The 12,102-nt window shown below is 73.2% G+C and carries 13 protein-coding genes; 5 read left to right on the forward strand and 8 right to left on the reverse strand.

From position 1 onward, the window contains the following. The first annotated feature begins 53 nt into the window (after positions 1-53). Entirely contained in the window at positions 54-929 is an 876-nt protein-coding gene (locus AC07DC_RS16835) for a C40 family peptidase (RefSeq protein WP_478915173.1), read from the forward strand. 91 nt (positions 930-1,020) lie between these two features. After that, on the forward strand, positions 1,021-1,410 hold the full coding sequence (locus AC07DC_RS16840; protein ID WP_478915174.1) for a hypothetical protein: 390 nt from the start codon (positions 1,021-1,023) through the stop codon (positions 1,408-1,410). A 78-nt stretch (positions 1,411-1,488) separates the two neighbouring features. Here AC07DC_RS16840 and AC07DC_RS16845 read toward each other — a convergent pair whose 3' ends face one another. Together AC07DC_RS16845 and AC07DC_RS16850 are read right to left on the reverse strand one after the other, a co-directional pair. Beyond that, a complete protein-coding gene (locus AC07DC_RS16845) occupies positions 1,489-1,932 on the reverse strand; it encodes a GlcG/HbpS family heme-binding protein (RefSeq protein WP_478915175.1) in 444 nt (147 codons plus the stop codon). Positions 1,933-1,985: 53 nt separating this feature from the next. Further along, the gene (locus AC07DC_RS16850; protein ID WP_478915176.1) at positions 1,986-3,230 is read right to left on the reverse strand and encodes an MFS transporter; all 1,245 of its coding nucleotides are present in this window, start codon (positions 3,228-3,230) and stop codon (positions 1,986-1,988) included. Between the two features lie 154 nt (positions 3,231-3,384). Between AC07DC_RS16850 and AC07DC_RS16855 the strand changes: the two genes are divergently transcribed. After that, positions 3,385-3,843: a MarR family winged helix-turn-helix transcriptional regulator gene (locus tag AC07DC_RS16855; protein ID WP_478915592.1), complete on the forward strand. Its 459-nt coding sequence runs from the start codon at positions 3,385-3,387 to the stop codon at positions 3,841-3,843. Between the two features lie 51 nt (positions 3,844-3,894). Here AC07DC_RS16855 and AC07DC_RS16860 read toward each other — a convergent pair whose 3' ends face one another. Beyond that, the gene (locus AC07DC_RS16860; protein WP_478915177.1) at positions 3,895-4,332 is read right to left on the reverse strand and encodes a cupin domain-containing protein; all 438 of its coding nucleotides are present in this window, start codon (positions 4,330-4,332) and stop codon (positions 3,895-3,897) included. A gap of 193 nt (positions 4,333-4,525) precedes the next feature. Between AC07DC_RS16860 and AC07DC_RS16865 the strand changes: the two genes are divergently transcribed. After that, a complete protein-coding gene (locus AC07DC_RS16865; protein WP_478915178.1) occupies positions 4,526-5,911 on the forward strand; it encodes an MFS transporter in 1,386 nt (461 codons plus the stop codon). Positions 5,912-5,986: 75 nt separating this feature from the next. On the opposite strand, the gene AC07DC_RS16870 is transcribed toward AC07DC_RS16865, so the two are convergent. From AC07DC_RS16870 to AC07DC_RS16880, 3 genes are all read right to left on the reverse strand, one after another. After that, on the reverse strand, positions 5,987-7,897 hold the full coding sequence (locus tag AC07DC_RS16870; protein ID WP_478915179.1) for a helix-turn-helix domain-containing protein: 1,911 nt from the start codon (positions 7,895-7,897) through the stop codon (positions 5,987-5,989). A gap of 44 nt (positions 7,898-7,941) precedes the next feature. Continuing rightward, entirely contained in the window at positions 7,942-8,724 is a 783-nt protein-coding gene (locus tag AC07DC_RS16875; protein ID WP_478915180.1) for a 3-hydroxybutyrate dehydrogenase, read from the reverse strand. A gap of 91 nt (positions 8,725-8,815) precedes the next feature. After that, positions 8,816-9,313, reverse strand: a complete 498-nt coding sequence (locus AC07DC_RS16880; RefSeq protein ID WP_478915181.1) for an NUDIX hydrolase — start codon at positions 9,311-9,313, stop codon at positions 8,816-8,818. A gap of 189 nt (positions 9,314-9,502) precedes the next feature. Here AC07DC_RS16880 and AC07DC_RS16885 point away from each other — a divergent pair, with 189 nt between their 5' ends. Beyond that, positions 9,503-10,552 carry an O-antigen ligase family protein gene (locus AC07DC_RS16885; protein WP_478915182.1) on the forward strand — a complete coding sequence of 350 codons (1,050 nt, stop codon included), beginning with the start codon at positions 9,503-9,505 and terminating at the stop codon, positions 10,550-10,552. 35 nt (positions 10,553-10,587) lie between these two features. Here the strand turns inward: AC07DC_RS16885 and AC07DC_RS16890 are convergent, their stop codons facing one another. Then, complete coding sequence (locus tag AC07DC_RS16890) at positions 10,588-11,151, reverse strand: hypothetical protein (RefSeq protein ID WP_478915183.1); 564 nt, start codon at positions 11,149-11,151, stop codon at positions 10,588-10,590. Positions 11,152-11,211: 60 nt separating this feature from the next. Beyond that, positions 11,212-11,997: a glutamate racemase gene (locus AC07DC_RS16895; protein WP_478915184.1), complete on the reverse strand. Its 786-nt coding sequence runs from the start codon at positions 11,995-11,997 to the stop codon at positions 11,212-11,214. Between the last annotated feature and the right edge of the window lie 105 nt (positions 11,998-12,102).

The following is a 12,102-nucleotide window of genomic DNA, read 5'->3' on the forward strand; positions in this document are numbered from 1 at the left end:
AGCAACCGAACCGCAGCGACCGGACTTTCGGCGGGACGAACGGGGATCAGGACATGCGACACACCCGGCACGGGATCACTACGGCGGCAACCGCCCTCTGCGTACTGGCGCTCAGCGGGTGGCCGGCGGTGTCGACCGCGCAGGCGGCCGCCGCGGCCCCGGTGCGGGCCGCGGCGGCGGCCGGCACCTGCGACGTACTCGCGCCGGGCGCCTCGGCGGTGGCGCAGAAGGCGGTACGGGCGGCCTGCGGACAGATCGGCGTCTGGTACTCGTGGGGCGGCGGCCACGGGCCGCAACCCGGCGCCACCTACGGGCAGGTGGACCCCACCGACCCCGCCAGCAACCACGACCCCGAGCGGCGCGGCTTCGACTGTTCGGGGCTGGTGCGGTTCGCCTACGCCCAGGCCACCGGGCAGGACATCCTCAACGGCACCTCCCGGAGCCAGTTCAACACCACACACGCCTCGGCGCGTTTCAGCACCGCCCAGGGCACCGCGCCGCTGCGCCCCGGGGACCTGCTGGCCTACGGCAACGGCGGCGCGATCCATCACATCGCCCTCTACCTCGGCGCGGGGAAGATGGTCGAGGCCCGGCAGTCGGGCACCCATGTGATGGTCAGTGACGTACGCCTGGGCGGCGACTACGCCGGGGCGGTCCGGGTCGACGGCACCGCGGCGCCCGGCGGCAGCTTCAGCACCTGGGGCACCGACGTCTGGACGCACGCCGACGCCTCGACGACGAGCGCGCGGGTGGTCAAGTTCGACGGTCCGACGCCGGTGCGGATCAGCTGTCAGAAGCACGCGCAGTCCGTCACCGCCGAGGGCATCACCAACGACGCCTGGTCCTATCTGCCGGACCACCGGGCGTGGATCACCAACATCTACATCAAGGGTCCCGCCTGGCTCGACGGCGTACCCACCTGTCCCTGAGGGCGTAGCGCCATGAGGGCGTAACCAAGCCCCCGGACCACACGTCCCACCTCACCCGAGTACCACCCAACACCCGACATCTGGAGGAGTCATGTCCGCACGCAGCAGGTTCGTCCTCGCGCTGGCCGCCACCGCTCTCACCGCGGGGCTGACGGCCGCCGTCCCCGCCTCGGCCGCGCCCGCGGCACCCGCCCCGCACGCCAAGGCCGCCGCCGACTGCAGCATCTGGGCGGACGGCCGCCTGCACTGCGGGAACGCGGCCGGAGCGAAGGGGTACGCCGACCGTTCGTACAATTCCGCGCTCAGGGGACAGCTGAACTCGACGTTCAGCTGGTTCCAGTGCTGGGGCCACGGCGACCGGCACGGGGGCGGCAACGACATCTGGTACTGGACGCAGCTCGACAACGGCCAGTGGGGCAACGTGCCGGCCGTGAGCGTCAAGACGCCGGTGGACCCCGCACCGGGGCTGCGCGAGTGCTGACGACCCGCTGACGTCCTGTCGACAACAGCATGGTGGGCTGCCCCGGATCCGGGGCAGCCCACCATGGTGTTTTTCGGGTCAGGCCACGTCGCCGAGCGCGCGCAGCGCCGTGACGGCGATGCCGTGGTCCTGCTCGGGGGCGCCGCCGCCGAGGCCGATCGCACCGATCAGACGGCCGCCGCGGTGGACGGGTACGCCGCCCGCGATGAACAGCAGCGGCCGGTCGAGGGCGGTCGGCAGAGTGTGGAACGGGGCGCCGGGCTGGACCGCCTCGACCAGGTCGGCGGTCGGGGCGTTCAGCTGCAGGGCGGTGAACGCCTTGCGGGTGCTGGTCTCGCCCGAGATCAGCACGGCCCGGTCGTCGCGCCGGAAGGCCAGCAGATGCCCGCCGGCGTCGAGGACGCTGACGCTGACCGGCACTCCGGCGGCCTCCGCGGCTTCGCGGGCGGCTGCGACGAGGACCTCGGCGTCCTGGACGGTCAGCGGGAACACGGCGGTGGCGGTGGGGGCGGTGGTGCTCATGGGGTGCAGCTCCTCAGTGGGGTGGTGTGGGTGCGGACGGTTCAGCCGGCGGTTCAGAGGTTGGCCGGGACGGACACCGGCTCCTGCTCGACGGCAGAGGCGGCAGCGACGGACGCGGCCGGCACGCCGTCGGCGGTGAGCCGCCCGCGGGCGGTGGTGCGGCGCTCCAGCGTCCCCGACACGATCGCGAGCACCAGGGCAGCGGCGGCGAGCGCGCCACCGACCCAGTTCGGCGCGGTGTAGCCGAGTCCCGAGGCGATGACGATGCCGCCGAGCCAGGCGGCGAGGGCGTTGCCGAGGTTGAAGGCGCCGATGTTCACGGCGGAGGCGAGGGTCGGGGCGCCGGCCGCCTGGTCCAGCACACGCTTCTGCAGCGGCGGGACGGTTGCGAAGCCCAGGGCGCCGATCAGCGTGATGGTGACGGCGGCGGCGACCTTGTTGTGAGCGGTGAAGGTGAACAGCCCGAGGACGACGGCGAGGGAGCCCAGCGTCACGTACAGCATCGGCATCAGACGGCGGTCGGCGTACCGGCCGCCGATCAGGTTGCCGCCGACCATGCCGAGGCCGAACAGGACCAACAGCCAGGTGACGGAGGTGTCCGCGAAGCCGGCGACGTCGGTCATCATCGGGGTGATGTAGGTGATGGCGGCGAAGACCCCGCCGAAGCCGAGCACGGTCATCGCCATCGCGAGCAGCACCTGGACGTTGCGGAAGGCCGCCAGCTCGTGGCGCAGCCGTACGCCTTCGGGCCTGGGCTGTTCGGGCAGCAGCTTGGCGATGCCGAGCAGGCCCAGGACGCCGAGGCCGGCGACGACGAAGAACGTGGTGCGCCAGCCGAAGTTCTGGCCCACGAGGGTGCCGAGCGGCACGCCGACCACGTTGGCGACGGTCAGACCGGTGAACATCATCGCGATCGCTCCGGCCTTCTTCGCCGGGGCGACCAGGCCGGCCGCGACCACCGCGCCGATGCCGAAGAACGCGCCGTGGGCGAGGGAGGCGACGATCCGGCCGGCGAGCATCACCCCGAAGACCGGGGCGACCGCGGAGATCACGTTGCCCGCGATGAACAGCCCCATCAGCAGCATCAGCATGCGCTTGCGGGATATCCGGGTGCCGAGGACGGTCATCAGCGGGGCGCCGAGCACGACGCCCAGGGCGTAGCCGGTGACGAGGAATCCGGCGGTCGGGATCGAGACGCCGTAGTCGGCGGCGACCTCGGGGAGGAGCCCCATGATCACGAACTCGGTGGTGCCGATTCCGAAGGCCCCGATGGCGAGGGCCAGCAGTGCGAGAGGCATGGGGTTCACTTCCCAATAACGTTGCGATTGCGCCTTACGAGACTTCACAATAATTGCAGACGCGTTTCATTGCAAACGCGGGCTATCGCGGAAGTGCTCTATCCTGTGCTGTATGCGCGCTCACGCCCGCACCTCGCCGCAGAAGGGACCCACCATGACCGCCACCGATCCCGCACTCACCGGTCTCGCCCAGGGCTGGTGGGCCCTGTCGCTGCTGCATGGCCGGATCGAGGCGCACATCGAGCGGGCGCTGCAGGCGGGGCACGACCTGAGCGTCCGCGAGTATTCATTGCTCGACGTCCTCAGCCGCCAGCACGACGGCGAAGGCGGCCACCTGCGGATGCACCAGGTCGCCGACTCCGTCGTCCTCAGCCAGAGCGCGACCACCCGGCTGGTCTCCCGCCTGGAAGACCGCGGGCTGCTCTCCCGCTATCTGTGCCCGACCGACCGCCGCGGCATCTACACCAACGTCAGCGAGGCCGGCCTGAAACTCCTCGCCGAGGCTCGCCCGACGAACGACGCCGCCCTGCGTGAGGCGCTCGACGAGGCCGCGAAGAACCCCGAGCTGACCCCGCTGGCCAACGCCGTCGAGTCACTGGGCGCAACCGCCTGAACCACTCCGGGGGCGCGCCGGGGCGGGCGGTCCGCCCCCGGAGCGCGCACCTCACACCAGCGTGAAGTCCTCGAAGTCGAACCCGGGGGCGACGACGCACGTCACCAGGACCGGCTCATCGCCCGCGGGCTCGGCGGACTGCCAGAAACCGCCCGGCACCAGGAACTGCGGCTGCTCCCCCCGCTCGACCCCGCTCCCGAGCACCGCCTCGACGGCCCCGGCCTCGTCAGGGCGCTCGCCGTCGCCGCCCAGCCGCATCCGCAGCGGGCCACCGCGGTGCCAGAGCCACAGCTCGTCCGAGCGCACCCGGTGCCACGCGGAGACCTCGCCCAGGTGCAGCAGGAAGTAGATGCCGGTCGCGAAGGCCCGCGGCCCCGGGTACCCGGCGGGAACGGCCTCACCGGGGGCCTTCCACGTCTCCCGATACCACCCGCCCTCGACATGAGGTTGGAGACCGAGGAGCGCGACCAGTTCAGAGATGTCCGTCATGGACACAGACTCTCGCAGCCGGACGCCCGGCCGGGGTAGCGCGCGACGGGCGGCGGACCTGAGCCGGGCATGGGGCCCGCACGCACAGCGGGCGACCGGACTGTGGTGTCCCACCACATGGGTCAACGGTCGAGCTGTTTCTACGGTGTGGCAGCACCCGGATACATCCGTCCCCGCCCGGAAGTGGTAACCCATGACTGCCCAGGCCCCCGCGCCTCCCACCCCCGGCTCGCTCCGCCGCATCGTCGCCGCGAGCCTCATCGGTACCACCATCGAGTGGTACGACTTCTTCCTCTACGGCTCCGCCGCCGCCCTGGTCTTCAACAAGCTGTTCTTCCCCGGCTCCGATCCGCTCGTCGGCACGTTGCTGTCGTTCCTGACCTACGCGATCGGCTTCGCCGCCCGGCCGGTCGGCGCGCTGGTGTTCGGGCACTTCGGTGACCGGCTCGGACGTAAGAAGCTGCTGGTCATCAGCTTGTTGATGATGGGGGGCGCGACGTTCTGCATCGGTCTGCTGCCGACCCACGCCACCGTCGGATCGGCCGCTCCGGTGCTGCTGACCGTGCTGCGGCTGGTGCAGGGCTTCGCACTCGGGGGCGAGTGGGGCGGCGCCGTGCTGTTGGTGTCGGAGCACGGGGACGCGAAACGCCGCGGGTTCTGGGCGTCGTGGCCGCAGACCGGCGCGCCCGCAGGGCAGTTGCTGGCGACGGGGGTGCTCTCCGCGCTGACCGCGCTCCTGTCGGACTCGGCGTTCCTGGCCTGGGGCTGGCGGATACCGTTCCTGCTCTCCGGCCTGCTCGTGATGGTGGGGTTGTGGGTGCGGTTGTCGGTCGACGAGTCGCCGGTCTTCAAGGCGGCGCTGGCCAAGGCCGCCGCGCGCACGTCCGAGGACCCGGTGGAACGCATGCCGCTGGTGGCCGTGTTCCGGGACCACTGGCGCGATGTGCTGGTCGCGATGGGGGCCCGAATGGCCGAGAACATCAGCTACTACGTCATCACCGCGTTCGTCCTGGTCTACGCGACCACCCACGCGGGGCTCGGAAAGCAGACCGCGCTCAACGCCGTACTCATCGGCTCCGCCGTGCACTTCGCGGTGATCCCGGCCTGGGGTGCCCTGTCGGACCGCATCGGCCGCAAACCCGTGTACCTGCTGGGCGCGGCCGGGGTGGGGCTGTGGGCATTCCCGTTCTTCATGCTCGTCGACCGCGAGAGTTTCGGCTCCCTGGTCCTCGCGATCACCGTCGGACTGATCTTCCACGGAGCGATGTACGCCCCTCAGGCAGCCTTCTTCTCGGAGATGTTCTCGACCCGCATGCGGTACTCCGGAGCCTCGATCGGCGCCCAGTTCGCCTCGGTCGCGGCCGGCGCCCCCGCACCGCTCATCGCGACCGCACTGCTCAAGGACTACGGGAGTTCCACCCCGATCTCCCTGTACGTTCTCCTGGCCGCCGTCGTCACCCTGGTCGCCGTCGCGGTCGCCAAGGAGACCCGCGGCCGCGACCTCACCGCGGTGGAACCGGAGCGGGACCGGGCCGCCGGTCCGGCGCCCGCGACCGCCGCCGCGACCGCGCCGCGCTGACCGCGACCGCAGGGACCGATCCGCGACCGTCCGCGACCCGTCCGCGATCAGGACAGGTCGCGGATCGGCGGCGGTTCAGCCCGCGCCGCCCAACCGGTGCAGGCGCAGGGCCAGTTGGAGTTCGAGGGTGCGTTCCGGGTGCTGCCAGTCGGGGCCGAGCAGCTGGGCGACGCGCTCCAGACGCTGGGCGACGGTGTTGACATGGACGTGCAGCGCGTCCTTGGTGCGGGCCGGGCTCATACCGCTCGCGAAGTAGGCGTCGAGGGTACGGACCAGGTCGGTGCCGCGCCGGCTGTCGTAGTCGGTGACGGCGCCGATGGTCCGCCGCACGAAGCCCGCGACATCGCGGGAGTCGGCCAGCAGCAGGCCCAGGAAGCCGAAGTCCTCCGCGGCGGCGCCCTCACCGCCACGGCCCAGCACGCGCAGCGCGTCGACGCAGCGCTGCGCCTCGGCGTAGCCCGCGGCGACCGCCTCGGGATCCGCGGCCGGCGCGGGGACACGGGTGGACGCGCCGACGGTGACCTCGGCGTGTACGGCCGCGCCCAGTTGCACGGCCAGCCGGCGCGCGGTCGTCGACGCGTCGACGCCGTCCTCCAGGGGCAGCAGCAGGACGGTGCCGCCGTCGCGGGCGGCGGCCAGCCCGTGCCGGGTGGCGGCGACGTGCGAGGCCGCGGACCACAGGCGCTGGCGGTCGGCGGTGGCGCCGTCGGCCGGCCGGGCGGCGAGGACGACATGCGGGACGTCGAGGTCGGCACGGAGCCGGCCGGCCCGTTCGCGCAGCAGCCGGGGATCGCGGTGCGGCGCGTCCAGCAGGTCGTCGAGGAGCTCGCCGCGGAAGCGCTGCTCGGCCTCGCCCGCGGTGCGCCGCGCGAGCAGCAGTAGCGCGGTGACCATGGCGGCACGTTCCAGGGTGCGCTGGTCGACGGGGTCGAGTCCGGGATGGCCGCGCAGGACGAGGGCGCCGAGGAGCTCACCGCCGGCGGTGACGGCAGCGGTCCAGGTGTCGCCCTCGCGCACCGCGTGGCCGTCGGCCCGGGAACGGGCGACGGCGGCCGCGAGCGCGGCGGGCGCCGGCTCGCCGCCCGTACCGGTGCCGGTGACCTCGACCGTGCCGGAGAGCACTTCGGCGACGGCGGCGGCCACGTCGTCGACCCCGCCGCCGCGCAGCACCAGCTCGGTGAGCCGGTCGTGGACCTCGGAGGCGCGTTCCAGCACGGCGCTGTGGGTGCGGATGGTGTCGTTGGCGGCGCCGAGGCCGTCGAGCGCCGAGCGGGTCTCCTCCAGCAGGTTGGCGGTGTCGATGGCGACGGCCGCGAGGGAGGCGAGCGAGGCGAGCAGGGCGATCTGCTCGCGTTCGAAGACCCTGATCCGCCGGTCGGCGGCGAAGAGCACGCCGATGACCCCGCTGCCCAGGGCGAGCGGCACGCCGAGGATCGCGACCAGCCCCTCGTCCCTGACCCCGGAGTCGATGGTGTGGGTGTGCCGGAACCGCTCGTCGTCGAAGTAGCTCTCTGTGACGTACGGCATGGCGGTCTGGGCGACGAGCCCGCCGAGCCCGGCGCCCATCGCGAGCCGCAGGCTCTGGAAGCGGGCGGAGACCGAGCCCTCGGTGACCCGCATGTAGGTGTCGCCGGCCCGGGGGTCGTTCAGGGTGAGGTAGGCGACGTCGGTGCCCAGCAGCGAGCGGGCTCTCTGCACGATGGCCTGCAGTACGGCGTCGAGATCGCGCAGCCCCGCCAGGTCGCCGGCGGTCGCGAAGAGCGCCGACAGCTCCGCCTCACGGCGCCGCCGCCCCTCCAGCTCGTCCCGCACCCGCAGGGCCAGCCGTTTGGCGCGTTCGAGCTCCGCGAGCCGGGTGACGGGCGCGCCGTCGGCGCGGGCGCGCAGCACCGGCCGCTCGTACTCCTCGGCCGGCGCGCCGCGCGCGAGGAGCCGCAGGTAGGGGGCCTCGGACGGTTCGTCGCCTGCCGGGTGATCGCCATTCATGGGCACAGACATACCGGCCCGCCCGGCCCCGGCGCCAGCGTTGGTCAGTGGGCGGTCCATCCGCCGTCCATCGTCAGGGAGGCGCCGGTGATGAAGGAGGCCTGTTCCGTGCAGAGGTAGGCGGCCAGTTCCGCGACCTCCGCCGGCTCCACCAGCCGTTTGACGGCCGAGTCCGCCAGCAGGATCTCGGTCACGACGCGCTCGGCGGCGATGCCGTGCGCGGCGGCCTGGTCGGCGATCTGCCGCTCCACGAGCGGGGTGCGGACGTAGCCGGGGCACAGGCAGTTGGAGGTGACGCCGTGCCGCGCGCCTTCGAGGGCGGCGGTCTTGGAGAGCCCTTCGAGCCCGTGCTTGGCGGAGACGTACGCGGACTTGTACGGGGAGGCCCGCAGCCCGTGCACGGAGGAGATGTTGACGACGCGGCCCCAGCCCTGCCCGTACATGTGCGGCAGCGCCCCGCGGATCAGCCGGAAGGGGGCCTCCAGCATGACGCGCAGAACGGTGGAGAAGACGTCGGGCGGGAACTCCTCGATGGGTCGGACGAGTTGCAGCCCGGCGTTGTTGACCAGGATGTCGGTACCGGCCGCGGCCTGCTCGGCGGCGTCGAGGTCGGTCAGGTCCAGCAGCAGGGTCTCCACGGAGCCGGGCCGGCCCGCGGCCTCCTCGTGCAGCGCGGCGAGCCCTTCGGCGTCCCGGTCGACGGCGCGCACCTTGGCTCCGGCGGCGGCCAGCCGCAGGGCGCAGGCCCGGCCGATGCCTCCGGCGGCCCCGGTGACGAGTGCGGTGCGGCCGCCGAGGTCCGCGGCGGAAGGCGAGATCAGCGTCATGCTGGGCAGGCTAGGCAGCGATCGCCCCCTGACCGATGTCGGCCGCACCCACACTTCGGCGCCACCGGGTGTGGGCCCGCGCCATGGGTACTCAGCGGTCGCGGAGCTCGGGGGCCGGACCGGGTACGAACCAGGCCGCCGGTTCGTCCTTGAGGGCGAGCTCGATGCGCTCCCGGTGCAGCGGCGCGAGTTCCGGCAGCGCGTCCAGGGCGAACCAGTCGACGTCGAGCGACTCGTCGTCGTTGACCTTCGCCGCGCCGCCGACCGCCCGGCACAACATCACGACGTCCATGTACTGCGCGAGATGCCCGTTGGGGTACTCGATCCTCTGGTTGGTGAAGACGCCGAGGATCCGCTCGACGACGGCGACCACCGCGGTCTCCTCATGGACCTCCCGCACCGCGGCCTCGGCCGGCTGCTCCCCCGGCTCGGGGATCCCGGCGATCAGCGCCCACTTCCCGGTGTCCGACCGGCGGTTCAACAGCACTCTGCCGCGGTCGTCGAAGACGACCATGACGACGCCGGGCATGAACAGCAGCGTGTTGCCCGCCTTGGCACGGATATCGCGGATGAACTCGGGAATCGGCATCCCCCGAGCCTAACCAGCGGCCGTGGATCGTCACACCAGCATCAGGGCTACCAACTGGTGGATCGTTCCTGCACTACATATCCACAACTCACCACCTGAACCGTTACGGTGACCGGGACAGCGCCTACGCGGGGACCGGACGGCGACGGCACCCCGTCGCGTCCAGGTGGCGTCAGGGGGTACCGGGGGATGAGCACGACGACCGGCGGGGCGTCAGGAGCAATGCGCGCGGACGGACGGGACGGCCCGGAGGAACGGGTGCAGGCCAGCAGGACCGATGCGCTCGGCATCGCCGTGCTCGTCGGCTGCGCCACCTGGTCGCTGATAGCCGCGGCGGGCCGTCCCGCCCGCCCCGAAGGTCTGCTGCTGGCACTGCTCGCGGTGACCGCCGGATACGCGACGGGCCGGATCGCGGGAGCACTGCTGCCCGTCGCGGCCCCCGCGGGCATGGCGCTCGCGATCATCGCCGCGACCCTGGTGATGCCCGGCCGGCTGTCCGGCTCCGCCGACACGCCGCCGCTGGGCTACCCGAACGCCGACGCCGCGCTGCTGGTGCTGGCCACCGGCGCCGCCTGCTGCGCCGCCTGGGGCACACCGTCCCCGCCGCTGCGCCTGGCGCTGCGCGCGCTCGGGGCCGGAGCCGGGGCGATGGCGCTGGCCATCGGTTCGACGGCCGGATTCGCCGCGTCCGTCGGCGTGCTCCTCTGCTCGCTGGCCGCCTCGCACATGCGGCGCCGGCTGCTGGCCCTGGTGGGGTTCGCGCTGGCGACCGCGATCGCGGTCGGCGGAACGTACGCGGTGGCGACCGACGCGCTGCCCTCCGGACTGTCCGCCTCCCTCTCCGGGCAGCTGACCACCCCGCGGGTCGAGCTGTGGCGTGACGCCGTGGGAATGGCCGAGGACCATCCGGTGCGCGGGGTCGGCCCCGACCGCTTCCGGGTGGAGAGCGCCGGCGGGCTGGCGGCCTCCGAAGGACCGCCAACCCCGCAGTCCGCCGTCTTCCAGGTCGCCGCGGAACAGGGCGTCCCCGGTCTGGTCCTGCTCGGGGCGGCGTTCGCCTGGGTGCTGTGCACTTTGTGGCGGTCGCCGCGCTCCACCCCGGTCGTCCTGACCGCCGGAGCGGCCCTGACGGGGCTCGCCATGCTCGCCACCGTCGACCACGTGCTGAGCTACGCCGTCGTCACAGCGGCAGCAGGCATCCTGGCCGGCCTGGCAGCGGCCCGCCCGCTGCCGGAGTAGCAGGGTCGGCCGGGACCAGGGACGAACGACCCGTGTCAGGAAGCCGGCGGCAGGCCGTTGCGCGGGCGCAGGCCCACCCACTGCCGGATCGCCTGCACGGCACCTTCCGCGTCGTCCACCGTCACGGTGAAGACATGGCCGGTTCCCAGCACCAGCACCACCCCGGGACCACGCCGCACGACCACCGCGGTGCCCATCTCGGGCCGCCAGCGGTAGCCCCAGCCGCCCCAGGTGCGCGGGCTGACGAGCGGCTCGAGGTCCGCGGAGCTGACCTGGTCCATGGGGATGTGGCGGCGCGGCAGCCCGATGTGGCCGCAGCGCACATCGAGACCTTCGCGGTCGACCGTCACCCGCACATGGGTGAACGCGACCGTGCCGCAGAGCACCAGCAGTCCGACGGCCACACAGCCCACGACCGACATGACCAGGGGCGCGAGGCCGGAGGTGTACGGGCCGTCCACGGCCAGCTGGATTCCGAGCGCCATGCAGGCCGCGCCTGCGGCCGCGGGCAGCCACTGCATGCGGTTGCGGGCGCGTCCTGTCCATACCGGGGGCCAGAGCTGGGGCGCGGGTGCGTCTCCCTGGGGAGCTTCCGTCATGTTCCGCAGCCTACTCAGCTACCGGCAAGTCGGCAGCCGCATGGATTCGGGCGATTACGCTCAGGCGGATGCGGCCGCGCCGAGCGCCGCGCCCTCCGCGTACGCCAGCGCGGACGCGGGCAGCGTGGCATGGCGGCCGCTGAGGATCACGGTGAGCCCGCCGGACGGCTCCGCCGCCGGCTCGGGAAGCGCGCCGAGCCTGCGCAGGGCCTGGGCGGCGACCGCCTCGGCCGATCCGAGCAGGGTGACGACGGCCGGTCCTCCGGCCCGCTGGACGGCGGCGCGGATCCGCTCCGTCACCAGCTCGTAGTGGGTACAGCCCAGGACCACGGCCCGCACATCGTCCGGCGTACGGGCCGCCGCGACGGCGATGGCCGCGTCGATGGCCGCGTCGTCCGCGTGCTGCACGGCGTCCGCCAGACCGGGGCACGCCACTTCCGTCACCGCCGCCCCGTTGCCGAACTCCTCGATGAGCCGGCGCTGGTAGGCGCTGCCGGTCGTCGCGGGCGTGGCCCAGATGGCCACCGCCCCGCCGCCCGCCGCGGCGGGTTTGATCGCGGGCACCGTCCCGATCACCGGCACGGCCGGCTCCAGCTCCGCGCGCAGCGCCGCCAGCGCGTGCACGGAAGCCGTGTTGCACGCGACGATCAGCGCGTCGGGGCGGGTTTCGGCGGCCGCCCGCGCGCACGCCAGCGCGTGCGCCGTGACGTCCTCCGTGGTGCGCGGGCCCCAGGGCATCCCGTCGGGATCCGAGGACAGTACGAGGTCGGCGTCGGGCCGCAGCCGGCGCAGCGCGGCGGCCGCCGCCAGGAGGCCGATTCCGGAGTCCAACAGCGCGATCTTCACCCGGTCACCTTATGCGACGACCACCCGCGGCCCTCAGGGCGCGGGGTCCGGGCGCGTCCGGACACGCCGCGGCGCGCCTCCTGTTCGGCCGTGCGGGGCGGCGGC

This window comes from Streptomyces sp. NPDC045021 (assembly GCF_056432645.1).